This is a genomic window from Streptomyces sp. NPDC087906 (assembly GCF_055584925.1).
Window position 1 is genome coordinate 702,219 of record NZ_JBVJLC010000003.1, and the last position, 26,546, is coordinate 728,764.

23 protein-coding genes are annotated in these 26,546 nt (G+C 71.4%); 8 read left to right on the forward strand and 15 right to left on the reverse strand.

Annotated features, from left to right (window positions below):
- Positions 1 to 12 precede the first annotated feature (12 nt).
- Both ACZ63I_RS12560 and ACZ63I_RS12565 read left to right on the forward strand, forming a co-directional pair.
- On the forward strand, positions 13 to 858 hold the full coding sequence (locus ACZ63I_RS12560; RefSeq protein ID WP_469338004.1) for an IclR family transcriptional regulator: 846 nt from the start codon (positions 13 to 15) through the stop codon (positions 856 to 858).
- Entirely contained in the window at positions 855 to 1,883 is a 1,029-nt protein-coding gene (locus ACZ63I_RS12565) for a serine hydrolase domain-containing protein (protein WP_469338005.1), read from the forward strand. Before ACZ63I_RS12560 ends, ACZ63I_RS12565 begins: the two co-directional genes overlap by 4 nt.
- Positions 1,884 to 1,890: 7 nt before the next feature.
- On the opposite strand, the gene ACZ63I_RS12570 is transcribed toward ACZ63I_RS12565, so the two are convergent.
- The 4 genes from ACZ63I_RS12570 to ACZ63I_RS12585 all read right to left on the reverse strand — a co-directional run bounded on the left by ACZ63I_RS12570 (position 1,891) and on the right by ACZ63I_RS12585 (position 4,982).
- Positions 1,891 to 2,460 (reverse strand): hypothetical protein, encoded by a 570-nt coding sequence (locus ACZ63I_RS12570; RefSeq protein WP_469338007.1) that lies wholly within the window; start codon positions 2,458 to 2,460, stop codon positions 1,891 to 1,893.
- A 77-nt stretch (positions 2,461 to 2,537) separates the two neighbouring features.
- Positions 2,538 to 3,371 (reverse strand): alpha/beta fold hydrolase, encoded by an 834-nt coding sequence (locus ACZ63I_RS12575; protein ID WP_469338009.1) that lies wholly within the window; start codon positions 3,369 to 3,371, stop codon positions 2,538 to 2,540.
- 37 nt (positions 3,372 to 3,408) lie between these two features.
- Positions 3,409 to 3,807 carry a RidA family protein gene (locus tag ACZ63I_RS12580; protein ID WP_469338010.1) on the reverse strand — a complete coding sequence of 133 codons (399 nt, stop codon included), beginning with the start codon at positions 3,805 to 3,807 and terminating at the stop codon, positions 3,409 to 3,411.
- Positions 3,804 to 4,982 carry an acyl-CoA dehydrogenase family protein gene (locus tag ACZ63I_RS12585; RefSeq protein WP_469338012.1) on the reverse strand — a complete coding sequence of 393 codons (1,179 nt, stop codon included), beginning with the start codon at positions 4,980 to 4,982 and terminating at the stop codon, positions 3,804 to 3,806. Before ACZ63I_RS12585 ends, ACZ63I_RS12580 begins: the two co-directional genes overlap by 4 nt.
- A gap of 104 nt (positions 4,983 to 5,086) precedes the next feature.
- Between ACZ63I_RS12585 and ACZ63I_RS12590 the strand changes: the two genes are divergently transcribed.
- Together ACZ63I_RS12590 and ACZ63I_RS12595 are read left to right on the forward strand one after the other, a co-directional pair.
- Positions 5,087 to 6,733, forward strand: coding sequence for an AMP-binding protein (locus tag ACZ63I_RS12590; RefSeq protein WP_469338014.1), 1,647 nt, complete (start codon positions 5,087 to 5,089; stop codon positions 6,731 to 6,733).
- A 4-nt stretch (positions 6,734 to 6,737) separates the two neighbouring features.
- Positions 6,738 to 7,613, forward strand: a complete 876-nt coding sequence (locus tag ACZ63I_RS12595) for a PaaX family transcriptional regulator (protein WP_469338015.1) — start codon at positions 6,738 to 6,740, stop codon at positions 7,611 to 7,613.
- Here ACZ63I_RS12595 and ACZ63I_RS12600 read toward each other — a convergent pair.
- The gene (locus ACZ63I_RS12600; RefSeq protein WP_469338367.1) at positions 7,600 to 9,915 is read right to left on the reverse strand and encodes a bifunctional salicylyl-CoA 5-hydroxylase/oxidoreductase; all 2,316 of its coding nucleotides are present in this window, start codon (positions 9,913 to 9,915) and stop codon (positions 7,600 to 7,602) included. The genes ACZ63I_RS12595 and ACZ63I_RS12600 overlap by 14 nt on opposite strands.
- Before the next feature lie 2 nt (positions 9,916 to 9,917).
- Entirely contained in the window at positions 9,918 to 10,745 is an 828-nt protein-coding gene (locus ACZ63I_RS12605) for an enoyl-CoA hydratase family protein (RefSeq protein ID WP_469338017.1), read from the reverse strand.
- A 243-nt stretch (positions 10,746 to 10,988) separates the two neighbouring features.
- Here ACZ63I_RS12605 and ACZ63I_RS12610 point away from each other — a divergent pair, with 243 nt between their 5' ends.
- Positions 10,989 to 11,429, forward strand: coding sequence for an ATP-binding protein (locus ACZ63I_RS12610; RefSeq protein WP_469338019.1), 441 nt, complete (start codon positions 10,989 to 10,991; stop codon positions 11,427 to 11,429).
- A gap of 23 nt (positions 11,430 to 11,452) precedes the next feature.
- Here the strand turns inward: ACZ63I_RS12610 and argF are convergent, their stop codons facing one another.
- The 6 genes from argF to ACZ63I_RS12640 all read right to left on the reverse strand — a co-directional run bounded on the left by argF (position 11,453) and on the right by ACZ63I_RS12640 (position 19,895).
- Positions 11,453 to 12,463 carry an ornithine carbamoyltransferase gene (gene argF / locus ACZ63I_RS12615; RefSeq protein WP_469338021.1) on the reverse strand — a complete coding sequence of 337 codons (1,011 nt, stop codon included), beginning with the start codon at positions 12,461 to 12,463 and terminating at the stop codon, positions 11,453 to 11,455.
- Between the two features lie 91 nt (positions 12,464 to 12,554).
- Positions 12,555 to 13,787 carry an arginine deiminase gene (locus tag ACZ63I_RS12620; protein WP_469338023.1) on the reverse strand — a complete coding sequence of 411 codons (1,233 nt, stop codon included), beginning with the start codon at positions 13,785 to 13,787 and terminating at the stop codon, positions 12,555 to 12,557.
- Between the two features lie 67 nt (positions 13,788 to 13,854).
- Positions 13,855 to 16,455 (reverse strand): polynucleotide kinase-phosphatase, encoded by a 2,601-nt coding sequence (locus ACZ63I_RS12625; RefSeq protein WP_469338025.1) that lies wholly within the window; start codon positions 16,453 to 16,455, stop codon positions 13,855 to 13,857.
- Positions 16,452 to 17,957 (reverse strand): 3' terminal RNA ribose 2'-O-methyltransferase Hen1, encoded by a 1,506-nt coding sequence (locus ACZ63I_RS12630; RefSeq protein WP_469338026.1) that lies wholly within the window; start codon positions 17,955 to 17,957, stop codon positions 16,452 to 16,454. The genes ACZ63I_RS12625 and ACZ63I_RS12630 overlap by 4 nt, the downstream gene beginning before the upstream one ends.
- Positions 17,923 to 18,912, reverse strand: coding sequence for a homocysteine S-methyltransferase (gene mmuM / locus ACZ63I_RS12635; protein ID WP_469338027.1), 990 nt, complete (start codon positions 18,910 to 18,912; stop codon positions 17,923 to 17,925). The genes ACZ63I_RS12630 and mmuM overlap by 35 nt, the downstream gene beginning before the upstream one ends.
- Positions 18,913 to 18,971: 59 nt before the next feature.
- On the reverse strand, positions 18,972 to 19,895 hold the full coding sequence (locus tag ACZ63I_RS12640; protein WP_469338029.1) for an LLM class F420-dependent oxidoreductase: 924 nt from the start codon (positions 19,893 to 19,895) through the stop codon (positions 18,972 to 18,974).
- 133 nt (positions 19,896 to 20,028) lie between these two features.
- Here ACZ63I_RS12640 and ACZ63I_RS12645 point away from each other — a divergent pair, with 133 nt between their 5' ends.
- The gene (locus ACZ63I_RS12645; protein WP_469338030.1) at positions 20,029 to 20,217 is read left to right on the forward strand and encodes a hypothetical protein; all 189 of its coding nucleotides are present in this window, start codon (positions 20,029 to 20,031) and stop codon (positions 20,215 to 20,217) included.
- Between the two features lie 58 nt (positions 20,218 to 20,275).
- On the opposite strand, the gene ACZ63I_RS12650 is transcribed toward ACZ63I_RS12645, so the two are convergent.
- From ACZ63I_RS12650 to ACZ63I_RS12660, 3 genes are all read right to left on the reverse strand, one after another.
- Complete coding sequence (locus tag ACZ63I_RS12650; RefSeq protein WP_469338031.1) at positions 20,276 to 20,725, reverse strand: DUF6099 family protein; 450 nt, start codon at positions 20,723 to 20,725, stop codon at positions 20,276 to 20,278.
- Between the two features lie 169 nt (positions 20,726 to 20,894).
- Positions 20,895 to 21,278, reverse strand: coding sequence for a nucleotide pyrophosphohydrolase (locus tag ACZ63I_RS12655; RefSeq protein WP_469338033.1), 384 nt, complete (start codon positions 21,276 to 21,278; stop codon positions 20,895 to 20,897).
- A gap of 81 nt (positions 21,279 to 21,359) precedes the next feature.
- Positions 21,360 to 21,761, reverse strand: coding sequence for a cell division protein SepF (locus ACZ63I_RS12660; RefSeq protein ID WP_469338035.1), 402 nt, complete (start codon positions 21,759 to 21,761; stop codon positions 21,360 to 21,362).
- 226 nt (positions 21,762 to 21,987) lie between these two features.
- Between ACZ63I_RS12660 and ACZ63I_RS12665 the strand changes: the two genes are divergently transcribed.
- Entirely contained in the window at positions 21,988 to 23,457 is a 1,470-nt protein-coding gene (locus tag ACZ63I_RS12665) for a sugar porter family MFS transporter (RefSeq protein ID WP_469338037.1), read from the forward strand.
- 257 nt (positions 23,458 to 23,714) lie between these two features.
- Entirely contained in the window at positions 23,715 to 26,531 is a 2,817-nt protein-coding gene (locus ACZ63I_RS12670) for an alpha/beta hydrolase (protein ID WP_469338038.1), read from the forward strand.
- Positions 26,532 to 26,546: the final 15 nt, after the last annotated feature.

Here is a 26,546-nt window from a genome sequence, read left to right on the forward strand (position 1 = left end):
AAGCTAAGCGACATGTCGAAAGCGGTCAACACCCGTGCCAGCGAGCCAGAGCCCGCGAAGGGCCCCGTCGACAAGGCGATGGAGGTGCTCGAAGCACTCGTACAGGCCGGTGGGCCACACCGGTTGGGCGATATCGCACGGCGTACGGGACTCACCAAACCGACCGTCCACCGCCATCTGAGAACGCTCGCCGATTACGGCTTCGCGCAGCCGGCCGAGGGCGGCAGCTACCGCGCGGGTCCCCGGCTGCTCGGGCTCGCCGCCGCCGCGCTGGACGACAGCAGGGATCTCGCGCTCGCCCGGCCTGTCCTGGCCGATCTGCGCCGGCGCACCGGACTGCTCGCGCAGTACGCCGTACGCCACGGCGGCGAAGCCGTCCTGCTCGCCGGGTCGGAGCCGGCCAGGGAGTACCGGATGAGCGGGCGCCCCGGCGGCCGGACCCCGCTGCACAGCAGCGGGGTTGGCCTCGCGATGCTCTCGGCCCTGCCGCCGCGGGAGGCGGCGGCCCTGCTGGACACCGGGCGGCTGGCCGCGCGCACCCCGCGCACCCCCACCGACCCCGCCGCGCTGCGCGCGCTGCTGCGGGAGGCGGCCGAGACCGGTTACGCCGTGGACGACGAGTACGACGAGCCGGACGTACGGTCGGTGGCGGCGCCCGTCCTCGACGCCGAAGGCCAGGTGGTGGGCGCGATCGGCGTCCGCGGCCTCACCTTCACCCTCGACGAGCGGAACGTGGAGATGTTCGGTCCGATGGTGCGCGCGGCGGCCCGTACGGTGTCGGCGGGCCTGGGCAGTGCGCCCCGGACGCCGTTCGCGCTGGTCGACGGGGCGGACACCGGGGCCGGTGAGTCCGTATGAGCGACCTCGGCGACATCCTGGCAGCGGGACGTACCAGCCGCGCGTACTCGGGCGCCGCCTGGTCCGTCGGCACGGCGGCGGGGCCGCTGGACCGCGGCTGGACCGGCACCCGCGCCTGGGACGGCCCGGCGCTCGAAGGCGACGAGCTGTGGGACCTCGCTTCGGTGACCAAACCCGTCGTCGGACTCGCCGTGATGGCGCTGGTCGAGCGCGGCGCGCTGGATCTCGCGGGCACGGCCGGCCAGTACCTGCCGGCGTACCGGGGCGGCGACAAGGCCGACCTCACCGTCCACCAACTCCTCACCCACACCTCGGGACTGCCGGGACAGGTCCGGCTCTACCGCGAACACCCCACCCGCGAAGCGCTGTTGGAGGCACTGCGGCTGCTGCCGCCGCGCTCGGCGCCCGGCGTCCGGGTGGAGTACTCGTCGCAGGGCTTCATCCTGCTCGGGCTGATCGCGGAGAGCGCGGCGGGCGAGCCGCTGGACACCCTGGTGGACCGGCTGGTGTGCGCACCGCTCGGCATGAAGGACACCGGTTTCAACCCCGAAGCGGCAGGCCGGGCGCGGGCGGTCGCCACGGAGGACTGCCCGTGGCGCGGGCATGTGGTGGCGGGTGAGGTGCATGACGAGAACGCGGTGGTACTGGGCGGAGTCGCCGGGCACGCGGGCCTGTTCGCACCGCTCGCCGACGTGGAGCGGCTCGGGCGGTCGCTCGCCGGCGGGGCGGCCGAGCTGCTGCGCCCGGAGACGTTCGCGCTGATGACGGCGGCCCATACGGACACTCTCGCGCTGCGGCGCGGGCTCGCCTGGCAGGGGCAGGACATGGCCGGCTCGCCCGTCGGGCCTTCGCTCGGCCCCGACTCGTTCGGCCACACCGGTTTCACCGGGACGAGCGTGTGGGTGGATCCGGCGACCGGCCGCTACGCCGTCCTGCTGACGAACCGGGTGCACCCTTCGCGGGACGGCGAAGGCATCGTGGCCGTACGGCACGCGTTCCACACGGCGGCGGCCACGGTGGACTGACAGCCTGTCAGCGGTGCGCCATCGCGGGGGCGTTGGCCTCCGCCGACAGGGCGCGGTCCATGCGCTCAAGGCGGTCCAGGTTGCGGCCGCGCAGCCACAGCATCCAACTGTCGAAGACGATCGCGAACAGCAGCAGCGCCATGGCCGGCGTCCACGCCCCCAGCAGCACGCCGAGCACCGGCGGGGCGAACATCAGCACCAGCAGCGGCCCGAACAGCCAGGAGTAGCGGCCCATCCGGCGCCGCCGGTGGATCACCAGCCGGTGCATCGCCGCCCGTTCGGCCGGGTCGGCGGGGACCAGGCCGTGCTGGAGGCCGTGTTCCACCGACAGGTGCTCACCGGCCGAGACACCGCCCATGACCGACCGGTCGGCGCGGCGCCGCAGGGCGTCGATCCCCGCGCCGAGCGCGGTCCAGAACGCGCTCTGCACCAGCCACCACAGGAGGGACTGGTCCGGCCTGATCAGCCGGATGACGGCGGCGACCAGCAGGAAGCAGCCGCCGAGCTGCCCCGGCAGGCTGTGCAGCAGCACGTCCGCCGTCGTCTTCATGGCCGTCCTGGCTCTGGTCGCCCTCATATCGGCGAACTCCCCTCGAAATCTGGACCCTTGTCCCCTTGCGGGTACCCCGGGGAGGCAGGGGTACCCCGCACGGCTCAGCCCGGCTCGGCGATGAACTCCCGCAGCACGGTGGCGAGCAGTTCCGGCTGGTCCTCGCTGATCAGGGTGCGGCTGTCCGCGATCTCCACCAGCCGGCCGCGCGGCAGTACGTCGGCCAGTCTGCGGCCGTGCTCGCGCGGCATCATCAGATCCTCGGGCGCCCACACCACCAGGGCGGGTTTGTCGAACGCCCGCAGCCCGTCGACCGCTTCGAGCAGTTCCGTCCTGCGCACCCCGAGCGTGTAGCGGCGGAAGTCCTCCCTGATCGCCTTGTCGGTACGCAGCGGACGCAGCCAGCCGTCGACGATCTCGTCGGGTACGGGGCGCTTCGTCAGCGCGCCGAGTCCGACGGGGAGCCGGCGCAGCGCCTTGGCGCCGAGCGTGCGGACCAGCAGCGGGATACCGCCGGGCAGCTTCACGGCGGCCCCGATCAGCTTGCCGGGCAGCCCCGGCGGGTAGTTGTCGAACGCCTCGCAGGAGATCAGGACCAGTCTGCCGAGCCGTTCGGGGTACTGCCCCGCCACGGTCTGGGCCCGACCGCAGTCGCTCTCCACCAGGGTGACGTCGCGCAGATCGAGCCGGTCGAGGAATTCGGCGACGAGTTCGTTGACGGCGTCCGGATCGAGCGGCGCATCGGGGCTCATCGGCCTGCGGTGCGCGCCGTAGGGCAGGGTCGGCGCGACGCAGCGGTGGTCGGTGCGCAGATCGGCGATGACATGGCGCCAGACCGTGGCGTCCTGGACCAGGCCGTGCAGCAGGACGACGACGGGACCGTCACCTCCGGTGTCCTCGTAGGCGATCGGCCCGGCGGTGAGTTCGATGTCGGGCATCACAGCTCCCCTCGAATGGCGTCCGACTCCCCCGGTGTCAGGGAAGGACGGCGATGCCGTCCAGTTCGACCCGGGCCTGTTCGTCCCAGAGCCGGACGACCCCGACCACCGCCATGGCCGGGTAGTCGCGGCCCGCCAGCCGCTGCCAGACCCGGCCCAGCTCGGCCGCGTGCGCGCGGTAGTCGGCGACGTCGGTCGCGTAGACCGTCACCCTGGCGAGATCGGCGGGCGCGCCGCCGGCCGCGGCGAGCGCGTCGAGGAGATTGGTCAGGGCCGTCTCGAACTGGTCCGTGATGGTCTCCCCGACCACCTTCCCCGCCGTGTCGAGCGCGGTCTGTCCTGCCAGGAACACCAGGGTGCCGCCGGTCGCGGTGACGGCGTGCGAGAAGCCGGACGGCGGGGACAGCTCCTCGGGGTTGATGCGCTCCAGGCTCATGCGTACAGCTCCTTGGCGATGATGGTGCGCTGGACCTCGGTGGCACCCTCATAGATACGCGGTGCCCGCACCTCACGGTAGAGGTGTTCCAACAGATGGCCCTGTTGCAGCGCGCGTGCGCCGTGGAGCTGTACGGCGGAGTCGACGACGTACTGGGCCGTCTCGGTGGCGAACAGCTTCGCCATGGCCGAGCGCGCCGGGACGTCGGGGGCGCCGTCGTCGTACGCGGCGGCCGCCGCGTACACCAGCAGCCGGGCCGCCTCGGTGCGCGTCGCCATCTCCGCGACCTGGTGCGACACGGACTGGAGGTCCTTGAGCGGGCCGCCGAAGGCGGTGCGTCCCGCGGTGTGCGCGAGGGTCGCGTCGATGGCTGCCGCCGCCATACCGACGGCGAAGGCGCCGACGCTCGGGCGGAAGAGGTTCAGGGTGTTCATCGCGACCCGGAAGCCGCGGCCGATCTCGCCGAGCACATCGCCCCGGGTGACGGGTACCGCGTCGAAGTCCAGGGCGCCGATGGGATGCGGCGAGAGCATCGCGAGGGGCGATCCGGTCAGCCCCGGACGGTCGGCGGGTACGAGGAAGGCGGTGATCCCCCGCGCGCCGGACCGGCCGCCGGATCCACCGCCTGATCCACTGCCTGATGCACTGCCGGACCCACCCGGTGCCCCCGCGCCCGTGTCACCGGTACGGGCGAACACCGTGTAGAAGTCCGCGTCGGGCGCGTTCGAGATCCAGCGCTTCTCCCCCGTCAGCAGCCAGCCGTCCCCGTCCGCCTCGGCCCGCAGGGCGAGCGCCGCCGCGTCGGACCCCGCGCCCGGCTCGCTCAGCGCGAAGGCGGCGACGGCGCGGCCCGCCCGTACCTCGGGGAGCCAGCGGGCGCGCTGCCGGTCGGTGCCCGCCTGCACGATCGGGTACGTACCGAGCCCTTGCAGCGCGAGCGCCGTCTCGGCCGCGGTGCAGCCGTAGGCGAGCGATTCGCGCAGCAGACACAGGTCGAGCGCCCCGGCGCCGAACAGCCGCTCCAGCAGGCCGAGTTCACCGAGGGCCGCGATCAGGGCCCGGTCGACACGGCCCGGCTCGCCCTTCTCCGCGAGCGGACGGAGCCGGTCGGCGGCCAGGACACGCAGCTCCGCGCACCACGCTGTCTGTACCGGATCAAGGGAGAATACGGACATCCGGACTCCACTTCACACAGGTCTATCGCGGGCCGTTGACTGTCGTCATCTTCACGATACGCTCGATGGGCGACCCCATCGCGAGACACAGAGGGGGGCGAACCATGGAGCTGACACCCTCGGCGCACCTCGACACCTTCGCACGCGACCACCTCCCGCCGGCCGACCAATGGCCGGTGCTGCTGCCCGCCCCCGCCGACCTGCCCGAGCTGCGCTACCCGGACCGGCTCAACTGCGCCGAGGAGCTGCTGGACCGTACGGCCGAGCGGTTCGGCGCCGGGCGCACCGCGTTCCGGGACGGTACGGGCGGCGTCTGGACGTACGGGGAGCTGCGTGCCCATGTCGACGCGATCGCCCATGTCCTCACCGCGGAGCTGGGTGTGGTGCCGGGCAACCGGGTGCTGCTGCGCGGGCCCACGACGCCCTGGCTCGCCGCGTGCTGGCTGGCGGTGCTGAAGGCGGGCGGGGTCGCGGTGACCGTACTCGCCCAGCAGCGGCCCGGGGAGCTGGCCACGATCTGCGAGATCGCGCAGGTCAGTCACGCGCTGTGCGATGTGCGCTCGGTGGCCGATCTGACGAGGGCGCGGGCGCCGGGGCTGCGGGTCGTCACGTACGGCGGTGAGGCGCCGGACGATCTGCTGCGGCGCGCCGCAGGGATGCCGGAGCGGTACGCGGCGGTGGCGACGGCGGCGGACGACGTGGCGCTGATCGCCTTCACCTCGGGCACGACGGGCCGGCCCAAGGGGTGCATGCACTTCCACCGGGACGTGCTGACTGTCGCCGACACGTTCTCGCGCCATGTGCTGCGGCCGGGCGCCGACGACCTGTTCGCGGGCAGCCCGCCGCTCGGTTTCACCTTCGGCCTCGGTGGTCTGGTGATCTTCCCGCTGCGCGCGGGGGCTTCCGCGCTGCTGCTCGAACAGGCCCATCCCAAGGAGCTGTTGGCGGCCGTGGCGCGGGAGCGGGTGTCGGTGCTGTTCACGGCGCCCACCGCGTACCGGGTGATGCTCGACGAACTCGGCTCCACCCCCTACGACATCAGCTCACTGCGGCGGTGTGTGTCGGCGGGCGAGAATCTGCCCGCGGCGACCTGGCAGGCGTGGCGGGAGCTGACCGGGTTGGACATCATCAACGGCATCGGCGCCACGGAGCTGCTGCACATCTTCGTCTCGGCGGCCGACGAGGCGATCCGTCCCGGCACGACGGGCGTGCCGGTGCCGGGCTGGCAGGCGTGTGTCGTGGACGCCGCGGGCGTACCGGTGCCGGACGGTGAGCCGGGGCTGCTGGCCGTGCGCGGCCCGCTGGGCTGCCGGTATCTCGCCGACGCCCGGCAGCTTGAGTACGTCCGGCACGGCTGGAACCTGACCGGCGACACCTATGTGCGGGAGGCCGACGGGTATCTGCGCTATGTCGCACGGGCCGACGACATGATCATCTCGGCCGGGTACAACGTCCCGGGGCCGCAGGTCGAGGAGGCGCTGCTGGCCCATCCCGATGTGGTGGAGGCGGCGGTGGTCGGCCGCCCGGACGAGCTGCGGGGGCGGGTCGTCGCCGCGTATGTCGTCCTACGGGAGGGCGTGGCGCGCGGTGACGCCACGGCGTCGGCGCTGCGGGAGTTCGTCGCCGAGCGGCTCGTCCCGTACAAGTGCCCGCGCGAGATCACCTTCCTGGACACACTCCCGCGCACCCCGACGGGCAAGCTCCAGCGCTTCCGGCTGCGGGACCACGTGCCGGGACAGGCCCTACAGTGATCACGTGGCCGAGCACACCCCGCGATCCCTGATCGTCACCCTGTACGGCGCGTACGGCCGGACGCCCGGCGACGCGCCGCTGGCGGTGGCCGAGCTGATCCGACTGCTCGGGGCGCTCGGTGTCGACGCGCCTTCGGTGCGTTCCTCGGTGTCGCGGCTCAAGCGCCGGGGGCTGCTGGTGCCGGGCCGTACGGCGGAGGGCGCCGCCGGGTACGCGCTGTCGGGCGAGGCGCGCGAGCTGATGGACGACGGGGACCGCCGTATCTACGGACGGCCCGCGCCAACGCTCGCCGACGGCTGGGTACTTGCCGTGTTCTCGGTCCCCGAGTCCGAGCGGAGCAAACGCCATCTGCTGCGCTCGCGGCTGAGCGGGCTGGGCTTCGGCACGGCAGCGCCCGGGGTGTGGATCGCGCCCGGCAGGTTCTACGAGGAGACCCGGCACACCCTGCGGCGGCTGGGGCTCGACCCGTATGTCGATCTCTTCACCGGCAGCCATCTCGGCTTCGCGCCGACGGCGGACGCGGTGACCCGCTGGTGGGACCTGCCGGCGGTCGCCGGGCAGCACGAAGAGTTCCTGGCCCGCCATGAACCGGTGCTGCGGGCCTGGGAGAAGCGCGATTCGGTGCCGCCCGAGGACGCCTACCGCGACTATCTGCGGGCGCTGGACTCCTGGCGGCATCTCCCGTACACGGACCCCGGATTGCCGGCCGAACTGCTGCCGGACGACTGGCCGGGCGCCCGGTCCGCCGAGGTGTTCTTCGCGCTGCATGCCCGGCTGCGGGACGCCGGACTCGCCTTCGTGCAGGGCTCCACGCAGGAACAGGGCTCCGCACAGGGACAGGGCTCCGCGGAGGGCACGGACAGCCTCAGCGCAGAGTGAGCCGGGGCTTCGGTCCTTCGGTGCGGCCAACCGGGGGCGGGCGGCTGCCTGCCCGGTACGGCAGCGGCCAGGGCGCCCCCGGGCCCGCGTACCCCTGGTCGGCGGCGGCGTGCAGGGTCCAGTGCGGATCGTGGAGATGCGGCCTCGCGAGGGCGCAGAGGTCGGCGCGGCCCGCCAGCAGAAGGGAGTTGACGTCGTCCCAGGAGGAGATCGCGCCGACGGCGACGACCGGCACCGACAGGGTGTTGCGGATCAGGTCGGCGTACGGCGTCTGGTACGAGCGGCCGAACTCGGGGCGTTCGTCGGCGACGACCTGGCCCGTCGAGACGTCGATCGCGTCGGCGCCGTGCGCGGTGAAGGCGCGGGCGATCTCGACGGCGTCCTCGGGTGTGGTGCCGCCGGGTGCCCAGTCGGTGGCGGAGATCCGGACGGTCATGGGCCGGTCGGCCGGCCAGTCGGCCCGTACCGCGTCGAAGACTTCGAGCGGATAGCGCAGCCGGTTCGCGAGCGGGCCGCCGTAGGCGTCGGTGCGGTGGTTGGTCAGTGGGGAGAGGAAACCGGAGAGCAAGTAGCCGTGGGCGCAGTGGAGTTCGAGCAGATCGAAACCGGCCCGGCCGGCGCGTCGGGCGGCTGCGGTGAACTGCTCCCGAATCGGCGTGAGTTGGGGGCGGTCCAGTTCGTGCGGTGTCTGGCTGACCCCGGGCAGATACGGCAGCGGTGAGGCGGCCGACACCGGCCAGTTGCCGGTGGGGAGCGGTTCGTCCATGCCGTCCCACATCAGCCGCGTCGAGCCCTTGCGTCCCGAGTGGCCGAGCTGGACGCCGATGGCGGTGCCGGGCGACCGGGTGTGCACGAAGTCGGTGATCCGGCGCCAGGCTTCGCCCTGTTCGTCGGTCCAGAGGCCGGTGCAGCCGGGAGTGATCCGGCCCTCGGGGCTGACGCACACCATCTCGGTCATGACGAGCCCCGCGCCGCCCAGGGCGCGCCCGCCGAGATGGACGAGGTGGAAGTCGGCGGGGAGCCCGTCGACGGCCGAGTACATGTCCATGGCCGAGACGACCACCCGGTTGCGCAGGGTCAGTTCACCCAGCCGGAAGGGGGTGAACATCGGTGGGGTGCCGGGCGGGCAGCCGAACTCGCCCTCGACGGCCCGGGTGAACCGCTCGTCGCGCAGCCGCAGGTTGTCGTGGGTGACCCGGCGGCTGCGGGTGAGCAGCCCGAAGGCGAACTGCCGTGGCGGCTGGCCGGTGTAGGTGGCCAGCTCCTCGAACCAGCGGAGACTCGCCGCGGCGGCGCGCTGCGTCGACTCCACCACGGGGCGGCGTTCGCTCTCGTACGCGGCGAGCGCGGTCGGCAGATCGGGCTGCTCCTCGACGCAGGCGGCGAGCGCGAGGGCGTCCTCGACGGCGAGCTTCGTGCCGGAGCCGATGGAGAAGTGCGCGGTGTGGGCCGCGTCCCCGATCAGGACCGTGTTGCCGTGGCTCCAGCGCTTGTTGACCACCGTACGGAACGCCGTCCAGGCGGATGCGTTGGAGCGCAGCGGCCGTCCGCCGAGCGCGTCGGCGAAGATCTTCGCGCACTGCTCGACGGACTGCGCCTCGTCGAGCCCGTCGAACCCGGCGGCCCGCCAGACCTCTTCGCGCATCTCGACGATGACGGTGCTGGCCGCTTCGGTGTAGGGGTAGCCGTGGAGCTGCATCACGCCGTGGTCGGTCTCTGCGATATCGAAGCGGAACGCGTCGAAGGCGAAGTCGGCGGCGAGCCAGATGTAGCGGCAGCGGTGCGCGGTGACGGCGGGCTCGAAGACGTCGGCGTACGCGGCGCGGGTGCGGCTGCCCGCCCCGTCGGCGGCGATCACCAGGTCGTAGGCGTCGGCGAGTTGACCGGGCGGCGGCGCCTCCGTACGGAAGTGCAGTGTGACGCCGAGACCCGCGCAGCGCTCGCGCATGATCTCCAGCAGTCTGCGCCGGCCGAGCGCGGCGAAGCCGTGCCCGCCGGAGGTGAGGGTGCGGCCCCGGTGGACGATGTCGATGTCGTCCCAGCGGACGAACTCCCGCTGGAGCACGGTGTGGACGGTGGGATCGGCGTGTTCGATGCCGCCGAGGGTCTCGTCGGAGAGCACCACACCGAAGCCGAAGGTGTCGTCCGGGGCGCCGCGCTCCCAGACGGTGATCTCGCGGGCCGGGTCGAGCCGTTTGAGCAGGGCGGCGGCGTACAGCCCGCCGGGGCCGCCCCCGACGACCGCCACCCGCAACGGCCCCGGCACATGCGACGGCCCTGCCACCGCCGACGGCCCTGCCATCGCTAGCGGCCCTGCCACTTCGGGGGCCGCTTCTCGGTGAACGCGGCGTGGAACTCCGCGTAGTCGGCGCCGTTCATGAGCAACGCCTGGGTGGCCGCGTCCAGTTCGACGGCGGCGGCGAGCGGCATGTCGAGTTCGGCGGTGAGCAGCGCCTTGGTCTGCGCGTGGGCCAGGGCCGGGCCTTCGGCGAGCCGGCGGGCCAGCTCGGCGGCGCGTGCGTCGGCGCCGCCCTCCTCGGTCAGTTCGCTGATGAGTCCGATCCGCTCGGCCTCGGCCGCGCGGACCGGGTCGCCGAGCATCAGCAGCCGGGTGGCGTGGCCGAGCCCGACGACGCGGGGCAGCAGATAGGCGGCGCCCATGTCACCGCCGGAGAGCCCGACCCGGGTGAAGAGGAAGGCGAAGCGCGCGGTGGGGTCGGCGATCCGGAAGTCGGCGGCGAGCGCGAGGACGGCCCCGGCGCCGGCCGCGACCCCGTGCACGGCGGCGATCACCGGGAACGGGCACTCCCGCACCGCCCGTACGACCTGCCCGGTCATCCGGTTGAAGTCGAGGAGCTGGGCGGTGTCCATGGCGAGTGTCGCGCCGATGATGTCGTCCACGTCGCCGCCCGAGCAGAAGCCGCGCCCCGCACCCGCCAGCACGAGGGCGCGCACGGAGCGCTCCCTGGACAGCTCGGCGAGCAGATCGCGGAGATCGGCGTAGGCGCCGAAGGTGAGTGCGTTGAGCTTCTCCGGGCGGGCGAGGGTGACGGTGGCGACTCCGCCGTCACGTGTCAGCCGTAGATGGCGCCACTCCTCGGTACGGGGTGCGGAACCGGTAAAGGGGCTCATGGAGTGCGGCCTCCTTCAGCGTGTGCTGCGGTTCCCGCACGGTATCACTTGCGTGTGACCGTCGTCACGAGGGCGCGATATCCTGACGGCGGGACGTCACACCCGTCCCTCGCGTCCGGCAAAGGTCCTGCCCGAGATGTGGCACAGGTCCCACTCCGGACGGGCTGTCGCCCCTTGTCACCCGGGTTGCGCTCCGTAAGGTTGAAGTTAATACTTCGTGTCCCTTCGAACGGATCTTCCCCTTTGTCCCAGGCATCCAGCTCCTCAGCATGGCGTATCGCGCTCCCGCACAGCGCGTCCGCCGTGCCGATGGCGCGTGCGCTGGTCCGTACAGCGCTCGCCGAGCTGCGGGAGACCGTCACCGACTGCGACACGGCGGAGCTGCTCACCGCCGAGCTGGTCGCCAACGCCGTGGAACACACCACGGGGACCACACCGATCGAGCTGGTGGTGCGGCTGCTGCCGACCGGCTGCCAGGTCGAGGTGCACGACTGCGACCCGAGGCCGCCCGGGGATCTCACACACGGCCACTCCACACCGCCGGACCCGTGGCAGGAGTACGGCAGGGGGCTGCTGCTGATCCGTACGCTCAGCTCGGACTGCGGTCACCGGTCGACGGAGCAGGGCAAGGCGGTCTGGTTCACCCTCCCCGCCCGCCCGGCCGCAGACCGCGCGGGCGCGTAACACCGCACCGCCCGGCCGTATGGCTATTCGGCGGCGCCTGCCAGGGTGGCGACCAGGACCGCCTTGATGGTGTGCAGCCGGTTCTCCGCCTCGTCGAAGACCACCGAGTGCGCCGACTCGAAGACCTCGTCCGTGACCTCCAGCTCCGTGAGGCCGTGCCGCCGGTGGATCTCGCGGCCGATCTCGGTGCCCAGGTCATGGAAGGCCGGCAGGCAGTGCAGGAACTTGACCTCGGGGTTCTCCGTCGCCCGCAGCACGTCCATGGTCACCGCGTACGGACCGAGCGCCTTGATCCGCGCGTCCCAGACCTCTTGGGCCTCCCCCATCGACACCCACACGTCGGTGAGCACGAAGTCCGCGCCCACGACCCCTTCTTCGATGTTCTCGGTGAGGGTGAGCCGGGCCCCGCTGACCTCGGCGGCCTTCCTGGCGAGGGTGAGGACGTCGTCGTGCGGCCAGTAGTCGCGGGGCGCGACGATCCGTACGTCCATGCCTAGCAGCGCGCCCGTGACCAGGTAGGAGTTGCCCATGTTGAAGCGGGCGTCACCCAGATAGGCGAAAGCGATCCGGTCCACCGGCTTGTCGGTGTGCTCGGTCATCGTCAGCACGTCGGCGAGCATCTGGGTGGGGTGCCAGTCGTCCGTGAGCCCGTTGAAGACCGGCACACCCGCATGGGCGGCCAGCTCCTCGACCGTCGCCTGGGCGTCACCGCGGAACTCGATGCCGTCGTACATCCGGCCGAGCACCCGCGCGGTGTCCTTCGCCGACTCCTTCTTCCCGATGTGCGAGCCGGCCGGGTCGATGTACGTCGTCGAGGCCCCCTGGTCGGCGGCGGCGACCTCGAAGGCGCAGCGGGTGCGGGTCGACGCCTTCTCGAAGATCAGGGCGATGTTCTTGCCGCGCAGCCGCTGGACCTCGGTGCCCGCCTTCTTGGCGGCCTTCAGCTCGGCCGCCAGCCCGACCAGGCCGCGGAACTCCTCTGCCGTGAAGTCCAGCTCCTTGAGGAAGTGGCGGCCTGCGAGGTCTATCGCCATGATGACTGCTCCTGGGGCGCGGATAGCGGGTGGCTCATACCGGGAAACTGAAACTATATACGACGCACCGCATTGCTATTCAGTGCGTTGTTCACCCGGCGTCGCGCTCGACGGGGCAGCTCATACAGCGCGGACCGCCCCGGCCCCGGCCCAGCTCACTGCCCCGGATCTCGATGACCTCGATGCCCTGCTTGCGCAGATGGATGTTGGTGGTGACATTGCGCTCGTACGCCACCACCACCCCCGGCTCGACGGCGAGGACGTTGCAGCCGTCGTCCCACTGCTCGCGCGCCGCCGAATGCACGTCCTGGGTGGCGGTCAGCACCCGGATCTCCGGCAGGCCGAGCGCCGCGGCGATGGCCCGGTGCATATGCTCCGGCGGATGGTCGGTCACCTTGAGTTCGTTGCCGCCGCTGCCCGGCTCGATCGTGTACGAGCGGAGCATGCCGAGCCCCGCGTACTGGGTGAACGTGTCGTGGTCGACCATCGTCATGACCGTGTCGAGATGCATGAACGCCCGCCGCTTCGGCATGTCCAGCGCCACGATCGTGGTCGCCGAGCCGGCCTCGAAGAGACCGCGCGCCAGCATCTCCACGGCCTGCGGGGTGGTGCGCTCGCTCATCCCGATCAGCACGGCGCCCTTCCCGATGACCAGCACGTCGCCGCCCTCGATCGTGGACGGATAGTCGTCCTGCCCTTCCGACCAGTGGTGGAAGGGACCCGCGAGATCGCCGGTGAACAGCGGGTGGTGCTTGTAGATCGCTTCGAAGTGCACCGTCTCGCGCTGTCGCGCCGGCCAGCGCATCGCGTTGATCGACACCCCGTCGTAGATCCAGGCGGAGGTGTCCCGGGTGAAGAGGTGGTTCGGCAGCGGGTCGAGCAGCAGATCGTCCAGCTCCATCACATGGAAGCGGACGGACGTGGGCTCGGCGTGCCGCGCCAGGAACTCCCGCTTGGTCATCCCGCCGACCAGCGCCTCGGTCAGCTCCTCCGTGGGCAGCTCGTCGAAGACCGCCCTGAGATGGTCCGTGGCGAGCGGGCCGTATTCCTTCTCGTCGAAGACCCGGTCCAGCACGAGCGCCCGCGCCGCCGGCAGATCGAGGGACTCCCGCAGCAGATCGCCGAAGAGATGCACCTCGACACCGCGCCCGCGCAGCACGTCGGCGAAACCGTCATGCTCCTCCTGGGCGCGCCGCACCCACAGCACGTCGTCGAAGAGCAGCGCGTCCTTGTTGCCCGGAGTGAGCCGTTTCAGCTCCAGGCCGGGGCGGTGCAGTATGACGCGGCGCAGCCGCCCGGCCTCGGAGTCGACATGGAATCCCATGCCTCCATCCTCACCGCACGGCGCGCCGTTCACCCGTCAAACAGGCCACGACGATCCGTCGCCCTGGTCACAGCCGGGGGTCGACCGGCTCCGACTCCAGCGCCAGGACGGCGAACACCGCCTCGTGCACCCGCCACAGCGGCTCCCCCTCCGCGAGCCGGTCCAGGGCCTCCAGGCCCAGGGCGTACTCGCGCAGCGCCAACGACCGCTTGTGGCCGAGGAACCTGCCGCGCAGCCGCAGCAGATTCTCCGGGCGGGTGTACTCGGCGCCGTAGATGATCCGCAGATACTCGCGGCCGCGGACCTTGACGCCCGGCTGGACGAGCCGCCCCTTGCCGTCCCGTACCAGCGCCTGGAGCGGTTTGACGACCATGCCCTCGCCGCCGCGCCCGGTCATCTCCAGCCACCAGTCGACACCGGAGCGGACCGACTCCGCGTCGCCCGTGTCCACGACCAGCCGCCGGGTGACCTGGAGCAGCCCGGTCGGGTCGTGCTCCACGAGCCGGTCGAGCCAGGCGAGCTGCTGGTCGTGGGGGACGGCGGCGAGGCTGCGGCCACGGGCGGCCAGCAGTTGGAACGGCGCGAGCCGCACCCCGTCCAGACCGTCGGTCGCCCAGCAGTAGCGGCGGTACGCCTCGGTGAAGGCGGCGGCGTCGGAGGCCCGCTCCCGCTGCGTGGCCAGCAGCGCGCCCGCGTCCACGCCGCGCGCCACGGCCGCTTCGAGCGCGCCGGTCACGGCGGGGAACGCGGCGCCCGCAGCCGCGCCGACCGCCGCGTACTGGGTGCGCAGCAGCCCCGTCGCCTTCAGCGACCAGGGCATCAGCTCGGCGTCGAGCAGCAGCCAGTCGGTGTCCAGCTCCGCCCACAGCCCGGCGGCGGTGACGGCGGTGCGCAGCCGCTCCAGGACCTCTTCGGTGACGGCGGGGTCGTCGAAGAAGGGCCGCCCGGTGCGGGTGTGCAGGGCGCCGGTCGGGCCCTGCACACCGAAGCGCTCGGCGGCGGCCGTCGCGTCCCGGCAGACCAGCGCGACGGCGCGCGAGCCCATGTGCTTCTCCTCGCACACGACCTGAGCCACGCCGTCCTCGCGGTACTGCGCGAACGCCTCGGCCGGGTGCTCCAGATAGCCCTCCTCGGCGGAGGTGGCCGTCGGCGCCATGGTCGGCGGCAGGTAGGCGAGCAGCCGCGGGTCGATCGCGAAGCGGCTCATCACCTCCAGAGCTGCGGCGGCGTTCTCCTCGCGGACCGAGAGCCGGGCCATGTGCCGGGTCTCCACGACGCGCCGGCCGTGCACGTCGGCGAGGTCGAGCGGTCTGCCCTCCCTGCCGCCGGGCGCCTCGGTGGCCAGCGGCCTGGCCGGCTCGTACCAGACCCGCTCGGCCGGTACGTCGACCAGCTCGCGCTCCGGCCAGCGCAGCGCGGTCATCTTGCCGCCGAAGACCGCGCCGGTGTCGAGGCAGATGGTGTTGTTGATCCAGGAGGTGTTCGGCACGGGGGTGTGCCCGTACACCACGGCGGCGCGGCCCCGGTAGTCCTCGGCCCAGGGGTAGCGCACGGGCAGGCCGAACTCGTCGGTCTCGCCCGTGGTGTCGCCGTACAGGGCGTGCGAGCGCACCCGGCCCGAGGTGCGGCCGTGGTACTTCTCGGGCAGCCCGGCATGGCAGACGACCAGCTTGCCGCCGTCCAGGACGTAGTGGCTGACCAGCCCGTCGATGAAGGTCAGCACGTCCTGGCGGAAGGTGTCGTCCTCCTTCTCCAACTGCTCGACGGTCTCCGCGAGACCGTGGGTGATCTGCACCTTGCGGCCCTTCAGCCAGCGGCCGAGCTTGTTCTCGTGGTTGCCCGGCACGCACAGGGCGTGGCCCGCCGCGACCATGCCCATCACCCGGCGCAGCACACCGGGGCTGTCGGGGCCCCGGTCGACGAGGTCGCCGACGAAGACGGCCGTACGGCCCTCGGGGTGGACGCCGTCGGCGTAACCGAGCCTGCCGAGCAGGGTCTCCAGCTCGGAGTGGCAGCCGTGGACGTCGCCGATGATGTCGAAGGGTCCGGTGAGGTGGGTGAGGTCGTTGTAGCGGCGTTCGAGGGTGATCCGGGCGCCGGACACCTCCTCCTCGCCGCGCAGGATGTGCACCTTGCGGAACCCCTCGCGCTCCAGGCCGCGCAGGGAGCGGCGCAGTTCGGCGCGGTGCCGCTTGATCACATGGCGGGGCATGGCGGCGCGGTCGGGGCGGGTGGCGTTGCGCGCGGCGCACACGTCCTCGGGCAGGTCGAGGACGATCGCGATGGGCAGCACGTCGTGTTCGCGGGCGAGCTTGACGAGCTGTCTGCGGCTCTCCACCTGGACGTTGGTGGCGTCCACGACGGTGAGCCGGCCGGCCGCGAGCCGCTTGCCCGCGATGTAGTGCAGGACGTCGAAGGCGTCGCCGCTCGCGCTCTGGTTGTTCTCGTCGTCGGCGACGAGGCCGCGGCAGAAGTCCGAGGAGATGATCTCGGTGGGCTTGAAGTGGCGCGCGGCGAAGGTGGACTTGCCGGATCCGGTGGCGCCGACGAGGACCACCAGCGACAGGTCGGTCACCGGCAGGACGCGGCCCGCGGTGTTGTCGGTGGCGGTGCTGTCGGTGCTGCTGGTGCTGTCGGTGTCGTTGGTGGTCTGCTTGTTGCTGCTCATGCGGCCTTCGCCTCCCTCAGTGCGGTGAACACGGCCATCTGCGTGGGCGGCCCCACCTCGGGGTCGTCCGGTCCTACGGGGACGAAGTCGACGGCGTAGCCGTACCGTTCGCCCGTCTCGCCCGCCCAGCGGCGGAACTCCTCGCGGGTCCACTCGAAGCGGTGGTCCCTGTGGCGCACCGTGCCCGCCGGCAGGGTCTCCCAGCGCACGTTGTACTCGACGTTGGGCGTGGTCACGACCACCGTGCCGGGCCGCGCCGAGCCGAACACCGCGTATTCCAGGGCCGGCAGCCTGGGCAGGTCGAGGTGCTCGACGACCTCGCTCAGCACCGCCGCGTCGTAGCCCTTGATCCGCTTGTCGGTGTAGGCGAGCGAGCTCTGCATCAGGCTGACCCGGCCTGCCTGCCGCTCGCTCATCCGGTCCAGCTTGAGCCGGCGTGCGGCGATGGTGAGCGCCCGCATCGACACGTCCACGCCGGTGATACGGGTGAACCGCGCGTCCTTGAGCAGGCTCTGCACCAACTGCCCCTGTCCGCAGCCGAGGTCGAGCACGCTGCTCGCGCCCGCCTCGCGCAGCGCCGTGAGGATCGCCGCGCGCCGCTGGTCGGCGAGCGACGGCTCCTTCGCCTCGGGCTCGGCCGCCTCGGCCGCCTCCGCTTCTCCCATCCCTCCTTCCGGTTCGGCCTGCGGCTCCTCCACCGCGTTGTCGATCGCCTCGACGTCGATGTCGTCGGCCTCGGCGAGCCGCACCAGTTCGAGCCGTTCCATGGCCGCCCTGGTCAGGCCCCAGCGGCGGGCCAGATAGCGGCTGGTGATCAGTTGCTTCTCGGGGTGGTCGGCGAGCCAGCCCTCACCGGCCCGCAGCAGCTTGTCGACCTCGTCGGGCGCCACCCAGTAGTGCTTGGCGTCGTCGAGGACCGGCAGCAGTACGTACAACTGGCGCAGCGCGTCGGCGAGTCGCAGCTCGCCCTCCAGGGCGAGCTGTACGTACCGGGACTCGCCCCACTCGGTGAACTGCTCGTCCAGCGCCACCGGACGCGCCTCCACCGTGCTCCAGCCGAGCGGCCCGAAGAGCTGCTGCACCAGCTCGGCGCCGCCGCGCGCCGGTACCGCGGGCACTTCGATCCGCAGCGGCAGCGGACTCGCCGCGCGCTCGGGCAGCGCACGGCAGTCACCGCGCAGCGCGCTCTTGAAGACCGTGCTCAGCGCGACCGCCAGCAGCGACGACGCCGCGTAGGGGCGGTCGTTGACGTATTGCGCGAGCGCGGCGTCGGGGGCGCCGCCCCGGCCCTTGCCCCGGCCGCGCCGGAGCAGCGCGGCGGGATCGACCTCCAGCAGCAGCGCGGCCGTGCAGCGCTCGGCGGTCGCCTCGGGGTAGAGGACATGCGCCGTGCCGTGGGCGGTGGAGAACGTCTGCGCCTTGTCGGGATGCTTGTGCAGCAGAAAGCCGAGGTCGGTCGCTGGACGTTCAGGGGTGCCGGTCGTACTGATCGTCAGGAACACCTGATTGAGTATTGTCTGCCCGGCCCGCCCCGACCACGGGTTTTCGCCTTGATTCCGGTCCGGTCAGGGCGTTCAGCCCGGCTATCTCGCCGGGACCGACCCGGCAGCAACCGCCGACCAACCGCGCCCCCGACTCCTGCCAGGCCCGCACCCTCGACGGATCGAACGTGCCCGCCCCGCGCCAGCGCCGGGCGGCCGCGTCCCAGCGCTCGCCGCTGTTGGGATAGACGACGACGGGTTTGCCCGTCACCGAAGCGGCCAGCGCCACGGCCGCTTCGGTGTCACCCGGCTCGCAGCAGTTGACTCCCACGGCGATCACCTGCTCGGCGTCGGCCGCCAGGGCGAAGGCCTCGGCCAGCGGCTGGCCCGCCCTGGTGTGCTCCCCCGCGACGGTGTACGAGAGCCAGACGGGCACCCCGCAGCCCTCGGCGGCGGCCAGCAGAGCCCGCGCCTCGTCCGTGTCGGGCACGGTCTCCAGCGCGAGGACGTCGGGCCCTGCGGCGGCCAGCGCCTCGATCCTCGGCCGGTGGAACCGTTCCAGTTCGCCCACGGACAGGCCGTAGCGCCCCCGGTACTCGCTGCCGTCGGCCAGCGTCGCACCGTACGGCCCGACGGACGCGGCCACCCAGACCTCGTCCTCGACGGTGGCCGCCGCCGCACGGGCCAGCTCGACACTGCGTCCCAGCAGACCGTCCGCCACGTCGCGCGACACCCCGCGCCGCGCGAAGCCCTCGTACCCGGCCTGATAACTGGAGGTGATCAGCACCCGGGCACCCGCCCGCACATAGGCGGTGTGGGCCGCCTCGATCTGCCCGGGATCGTCGAGGAGGAGCCGCGCCGACCACAGCTCGTCCGACAGGTCGCAGCCCTGCGCGGCGAGCTGGTTGGAAAGGCCGCCGTCGAGGAGGACGGTCTCCCGCGCGAGGGCGGCGGCGAGCGTACGGACGGGTTTCACGGCTTCTCCCTCTCTCGTCTTCTTGTCCTGCTTCTGCTGCTGTTTCCCCGCCGGCCTGCTCAGCCGAGCTGGGACTGGACCTGCGCCGAGATCAGCTCCACATGGTCGAGGTCGTCCAGATCCATGACCTGGAGATAGATCCGCTGGGAGCCGACCGCCGCGTACTGCCCGATCTTGTCGACCACTTCGGCGGGCGTGCCCGCGAGCCCGTTCGCCTTCAGTTCCTCCACTTCCCTTCCCAGGGTGGCGGCGCGGCGCGCCACCTCCGCGTCGTCCTTGCCCACACAGACGATCAGCGCGTTGGAGTACACGAGATCGTCCCCGGGGCGCCCTTCCTTCTCCAGCGCGGCCCTGACCCGGCCGAACTGCTTCTCGCTGTCCTCGATCGAGGCGAACGGCATGTTGAACTCGTCGGCGTACTGCGCGGTGAGCCGGGGCGTGCGGGTCGCGCCGTGGCCGCCGATCAGCACCGGCACCTTGGCCTGGGCCGGCTTGGGCAGCGCGGGCGAGTCGGTGAGCTGGTAGTACGTCCCGTCGTAGCTGAACGTCTCCCCGGTGGGCGTTCCCCACAGGCCCGTCACGATGGCGAGCTGCTCTTCCAGCCGGGCGATCTTCTCCTTGGGGAACGGGATCCCGTACGCCTTGTGCTCCTCCTCGAACCAGCCTGCGCCCAGGCCCAGTTCGATCCGCCCGCCGGACATCTGGTCCACCTGCGCGACCTGGATGGCCAGCACCCCGGGCAGCCGGAACGTGCCCGCCGTCATCAGTGTGCCGAGCCGGATCCGCTTGGTCTCACGGGCCAGACCCGCCAGGGTGATCCACGCGTCGGTGGGTCCCGGCAGACCGTCGACGGATCCCATCTTCAGGTAATGATCAGAGCGGAAGAAGGCGTCGAAGCCCAGGTCCTCGGTGGCCTTGGCCATCCGCAGCAGCGTCTCGTAGCTGGCCCCCTGCTGGGGCTCGGTGAAAATTCGAAGATCCATGACATCCATCCTGCACCTTCCGACCCGCACCATCGAACAGCGTCAACCTCACGGCGTACGGGCAGTGACCGGCGGCCCGCGATGATCGTTGGCTCGGGCGGAGCCGGACCGTCCGGCCCACGAGGAGGCCGTCATGTCCCAGGAAGCAACACCCGCCGAGACCGCGCCGGAGCAGCCGGGCCAGGACGAGGCGCCCAAGGGGCTGCTCCAGCAGATGGAGGAGCTGATGGAGACGCTCACCGCTGATCTCTCCCAGTTGGACGCCGATCTCCAGACCTCGGCGGAACGTCTCGCGGCGGACGCCGCGACCCCCTTCTCGTAACTGCCCCGCGGTCGGTCGTAGCGGGTCCTGTCTTCGGTCGTAGCGGTTCTGCGGTACGTCATGGCGCTCCCCCGCCCAGTCTGCGCAGCATCCCGCCGAGCCGGTCCCCGGTCTCGTCAGCCGCGTCGATCGCCTCGATGCACTGCCAGTACAGCCCCTCCTCGTCCGTGGCACACGCGACGGCCACCAGCGCGATCCCCACCTCGCCGAACAGCCCGTCGAGCGCCGTCAGGGTTCCCCTCACATCGGCCACCCCGGTGAGCTGCGCCGCCCTGATCTCCGTACCGCCGCGCAGCGCCGGGGGACCGACGGCGCCGCCGCCTCGCTCGCCCGCCTCGCCCAGCTCGCGGGCCTCGGCGCGCAGTTCCGCAGGGCCGCCGTACGCCAGCCGGCTGCCGATCGCCTGCGCGAGCGCCTGCGCCTGCCCCGCCTCGGCCAGCACCGCACGCGCGTCCGCGCTGCCGGCCAGTACGTTCCTACTCACCGCGATGAGCCGCTCGGCGTCCATCACCCACCCCCGATCGTCCGTCCCGTGACCCGACTCGCCCCGATCCACTACCTAGAGTGAGCGACAGGTGCCGGAAAGGCCAGAGGAATACGGAAATCTGTGGATAGTGGGGCAGTTGTGCGAAACTCGCTCACTCCGAAGAGTGACCATGGAGATGATCGACGGACAGTCAGCCGCGATCAGGGGACTCCTTCGGCGGGAAGCGGTGTTCGTTCCGGTCGATCTTCGCCGCGAGTGCGGCCAGGACGTCGATCCCCAGCACGTCGCAGAACTGCAGCAGATACGCCAGCACGTCAGCGACCTCGTCGGCCACCCGGTGCGCCGACTCCGGTTCCGCCATCACTCGCGCCGACTGCTCGGGCGTCAGCCACTGGAAGATCTCCAGCAGCTCCGACGCCTCCACGCTCAGGGCCGCCGCCAGGTTCTTCGGCGTGTGGAACCGCGCCCAGTCCCGGGCGGCGGCGAACTCGACCAGCCGGCTCTGCAGCCCTGCCACATCGAGCTTCGCCGCAGACTCCTTGCCGTCCCGACCGGTGCGGGCGTCCTGCGTCACGTACGCGCCTTTCCTCTGTTCTCTCCGCTACGGCCGCTGTCTCCGCTACGGCTGCTCTCCCCGTTACGGCTGCTCTCCCCGTTACGGCCTGGGTGCGGCGACCGCCGCGATGCCTTCGACCTCCGTACCGACCGGCGCCAGCAGGAAGACGTTCTTGTCGACCCGGTGCATACCGCTGCCGAGGCCGAAAACGACACCACTGCTGAAGTCCAGGATCCGCTTGGCCACATCGCTCTCCGCGCCGGTCAGATCCAGCAGGACCGGGATCTGGGCCATGAGATATTCAGCCACCTCGCGCGCGTCGGCGAACACCTGCACCCGCAGCACGACGAAGCGCCGCTGCTCGGCCGCGTACTCCTCGGGAACCGTCCGGTGGTCGACCCGGGACGGCCATTCGTTTCGGCTGCGCAGCGGAACGACCTGCGCCAGGCCCTCCCACTGCTCGTCGGTGACGTCGTACCGGTCCCTGTCGTACCTGCTCACCGGACCACCCCTCCCCTGCGCTGTGTCTGCATCCGCATTCGGCCATCCTCCCGCTCCTCACCCGTTCGGCTCAACAGCGACACGGCTCGGCCGACGGGGAATACGGGCGCCGCCGCGTGCTCCGCCGCACTGACGGCCCGCGCCCACACGTCCTGGTTTGCCCGCCCAGGGCGCGGGCACGCGAGCACGGGTTGAAAAAAGGTCGACAGTTAGTCAGGTGGCACTCATGGCCCGAACCGCCCTCGGAGCAGAAACCCCGGCGTCCGACATACCGGGACGAAAAGGCAAAGCAGTCGGTATTTCGATAGCGGCCGCCGTCGGCGGTTTCCTCTTCGGTTTCGACTCCTCCGTGATCAACGGAGCCGTGGACGCCTTGGGGTCCCACTTCCATCTGGGCTCGTTCCTCTCCGGCTTCGTGGTCTCGATCGCGCTGCTGGGCTGTGCGGTCGGCGCCTGGTACGCGGGGCGGCTCGCGGACAGTTGGGGCAGGCGGCGGGTGATGGTGCTGGGTGCTGTCATGTTCGTCATCAGCTCCGTCGGTTCGGCCTTCGCCTTCTCCGTGCCCGACCTGATGGTGTGGCGGGTGATCGGCGGTCTCGGTATCGGGATCGCCTCGGTCATCGCACCCGCGTACATCTCCGAGGTGGCCCCTGCCAAGGGCCGGGGCGCGCTCGGATCCCTGCAACAACTGGCCATCACCATCGGACAGTTGGTGGTGCTCAGCTCCAACAAGGGCATCGCGGGTGCGGCGGGCGGCGCCTCTCAGGAGCTGTGGTTCGGTATGCAGGCCTGGCGCTGGATGTTCCTGGTCGGTGTGATTCCGGCCGTCGTGTACGGCGTGCTGGCCATGCTGATCCCCGAGTCACCGCGCTATCTGGTGCTCAAGGGCCAGAACGACAAGGCGGCCGAGGTGCTGGCACGGGTCTCGGGCGAGGCCGATCCGCAGGACCGGGTCGAGCAGATCAAGAACACACTGCAGAAGGAACGCAACAGCAGCTTCGCCGACATCAGGGGCAGCAGGTTCGGGCTGCATCCGCTGGTGTGGGTCGGCATCATCATGGCCGCCTTCCAGCAACTCGTCGGCATCAACGCGATCTTCTACTACTCGACCACCCTGTGGAAGTCGGTCGGCTTCAGCGAGTCCAGCTCGTTCACCACGTCCGTGATCACCGCAGGGATCAATGTGGTGATGACGGTGGTCGCGATGCTCTTCGTGGACCGGGTGGGCCGCCGCCGGCTCCTCACCATCGGTTCCATCGGCATGTTCCTGGCGCTGCTGCTGACCGCCGTCGCCTTCTCCCAGCAGCAGGGCACCGGTGACAACGTCACACTGCCCAGCCCGTACGGCCCGCTCGCCCTGGTCGGCGCCAACGGCTTCGTGGTGTTCTTCGCGCTCTCCTGGGGGCCGGTGCTGTGGATCATGCTCGCCGAGATGTTCCCGAACCGGATGCGGGCGATGGCGCTGGCGATCGGCACGGCGTCCAACTGGATCTTCAACTTCATCGTCACGTTCGCCTTCGAGCCGATGACCAAGCACGTCGGACTCTCCTGGCTCTACGGCACGTTCGCGTTCTTCGCCCTCGCCTCGTTCTTCTTCGTGCTGCGCAAGGTGCCCGAGACGAAGCAGCAGGAGCTGGAGTCGATGACGGGCGACACGTACCACCGCCCGGACGCCACCCCGCGCACCGCGGTCTGAACCCGCCTCCCGTGCGGTCGAGCAGGTTTGACCAGCAAGAAGATGGCCCCTTTTACGGCGTCTTGTTGCCTCATATCTCCGCATCGGCCGACGGAACATCCAGGTAACAAGATCGTCTCGCCGTCTTCACCGGCCCTGCATACGTTGCGAATCGCACAGCCCTCGCCATCGCTCAACAGCGATGGCGAGGGCATTGGTTCGCTCACGAGTAAGGCCCTCCCTTGTCTCAACTCACCAGACGTGCGAGACGTATCGCCATGGCGCTGGCACTGACCTGCCTGCCCCTCACGCTGATCCAGGGGGCCGCCGCCGCGGCCCCCTCCCCCAAGCCGACCGCCCGCCCGCAGTGGTCCGTCGACCGCGTCGCCGGCGGATTCCGGGTCACCCTCGACCTCGACAAGCCGCTTCCCGTCACCGCGGGAGCACCGACGCTCTCGGCCGACGGCAAGAACCTCGGCCCCGCGACGGAGTCCGCGGACGGCACATCGCTCTCCCTCGTGACCACCGACTCCTCGGTCACCACGGCCGGTTCCGTCACCACCGACGCCTTCGGGTCCCCGTCGAGCAGCGCTCCGGCGACCCCGGCCCCCCAGACTCCCGCCGCGCCCGCGGCGCCCGCGATCACCCCGCAGACCCTGCGGGCCGATCCCTCGAAGCTCGGCAGCCACCACGTCTCCGAGGCCGTCTACAACTTCGGCGACCAGGCGCTGCCGCTGCTCAACATCGGTGGCACGCGCGGTGAGTTCGAGGGCAAGATCTATCTGCCGGACGGCCGGGGCAAGAAGCCCGTCGTCATCTTCGAGCACGGCCGGCACAGCTCCTGCTACGGCACCGGCAAGGCCAACCCGGCCGGCTGGCCCTGCCGTACGGCGCCGGACAGCACCGAGGACCGCGCCCCCATACCCAGCTTCCTGGGGTACGAGGCGCCGGCCCGCGCTCTGGCGAGCAACGGGTACGCCGTGGTCTCCGTCTCCGCCAACGCGATCAACGCGAAGGACAACCAACTCGCCGCCGACTACGGCGCGCAGGCCCGCGGCGAACTCATCCTCGACACCCTGCGGATGCTGAAGAAGGCCAACGCCGGCGACAAGGCCGTCTACCACGACGCCTTCACGAACAAGGATGTGAGTCTCAGTCAGGCGCTGTCGGGCGATGTGCGGCCGTCCGACCTGGCGGGCCGGCTCGATCTGGGCGATGTCGGGATCATGGGCCACTCGCGCGGCGGCGAAGGGGTCGTGGCGGCTTCGACGCTCAACGACGCCCTGCCCCTCTCGCAGCAGTTCGGCATCAAGGCCGTACTGCCCCTCGCGCCGGTCGACTACGACCGTATCTCCCTGCCGAACGTGGCCACGGCGACGGTCCTGCCGTACTGCGACGGGGACGTGGAGAACCTGATGGGCCAGCACATCATCGACGACTCGCGGCACAACTTCACCGACAACGTGCTCCGTTCGGCCGTGCTCGTGCAGGGCGCCAACCACAACTTCTTCAACACCATCTGGACACCGGGCGGCTGGCCGTCAGGCACCGGTGACGACTGGGCGGCTGCCAGCGGCTCCGACGATCCGGTCTGCGACCCGAAGTCCCCGGCCACCACCCGACTCGCCCCGGCGGAGCAGGTCCAGGTCGGTGCCGCGTACATCGCCGGCTTCTTCCGGCTCACGCTCGGCGCGGAGAAGCAGTTCCAGCCGATGTTCGACGGGTCGGTCGTCACACCGCCCTCGACCCCGTTCGCGAGCATTTCGGTGACCGCGACGCAGCCCGCCAAGTCCCGAACGGACATCAACACGTTCGAGCACACCGACTCGGCGGTACGCACCACCGGCGGCGCCAAGGCCGAGGTGTGCGCCGGAATGGGCGGCCAAGGCGGCATGACGCTTCCGCAGTCCCTGCCGTACTGCACCACGACACTCAACGAGGCCGCCGTACCGCACTGGTCACCCGCGCAGTGGGCGTGGAACATACCGTCGTCGCCGATGCTGCACATGACGTGGGCGGCGCCCGGCGGGCAGGTACGGGTGACGGTACCGCGCGGCGACCGCGACCTCCGGCACTACCAGCAGCTCTCCGTGAAGGTCGCCGCCGACGAACTCGTGCCTACCGGAACGGACTTGACCGTCAGCGTCGTCGACGGCTCGGGCCGCTCCTGGTCGTCGCCGGTCTCCGCGCTCAACCCGGCCGCCGTGACCCGGCTGCCGGGCGTCAGCTCCCCGTGGCTGCGCAAGGTCATCCTGCAGCAGGTGACGATCCCGACCTCCTCGCTCAAGCGGATCGATCTGCGGGACGTCCGCGAGGTGCGCTTCACCGGCGCCAAGGGCGCGGACGGCGCGGCGTCGGGCGGTGTGTACCTCTCCGACCTCTCGGCCGAGAACCGCGCCGTCGGCTCCCGGGTCCCCGCCCAGCAGGCGACCGTCGACATGGCCCCGGCCTATGTCGAGGAGGGATCGGGCCCCGGTACGGCCGAGTTGGCCGCCGTACTGTCCCGGCCGTCCCGGCAGCCGGTCACCGGCTACGTCAGTGTGTTCGGCTCCGCGACCGGCAAGACCGGCGCCGCGATGCAGAAGGTGACCTTCGCCCCCGGCCAGGTCTGTGTGCCGGTACGGGTCCCCACGTACGGCGACACACTGCCGAGCACCACCGGATCCACCGCGTTCAAGGTGTCGGTGACCGACATCGCGGGTGGCGTGATGGGCGACAAGGGGTTCAACACCCTGACCGTACGCGAGGACGACGGTGTCACCACCGGAACGCCCGCTCCGGAGGCGGGCGTTGCCGGTAGCGCGTGCGCCGAGTACAAGGCGTCGCTGAAGCCCGGCAAGCTGCACGTCCAGGGGACCGTCGCGGCGGGCTCGACCGTGCGCGTCGGCGCGGACGGCTACCGGCGCGGCGAGAGCGTCGAGTTGCGGCTGGGCTCGGCGTCGCTCGGCACGGCCGTCGCGGACAAGCACGGCGCGGTGTCCTTCACCGTACGGATCCCGGACACGACCCCGAGCGGCAGGACGTCGCTGACGGCGCTCGGCGCGGGTTCGCGGCACACGGACGCCGCGGAGGTGACGGTACGCAGGGCGCACTGACGCGGTAGGCCGCGC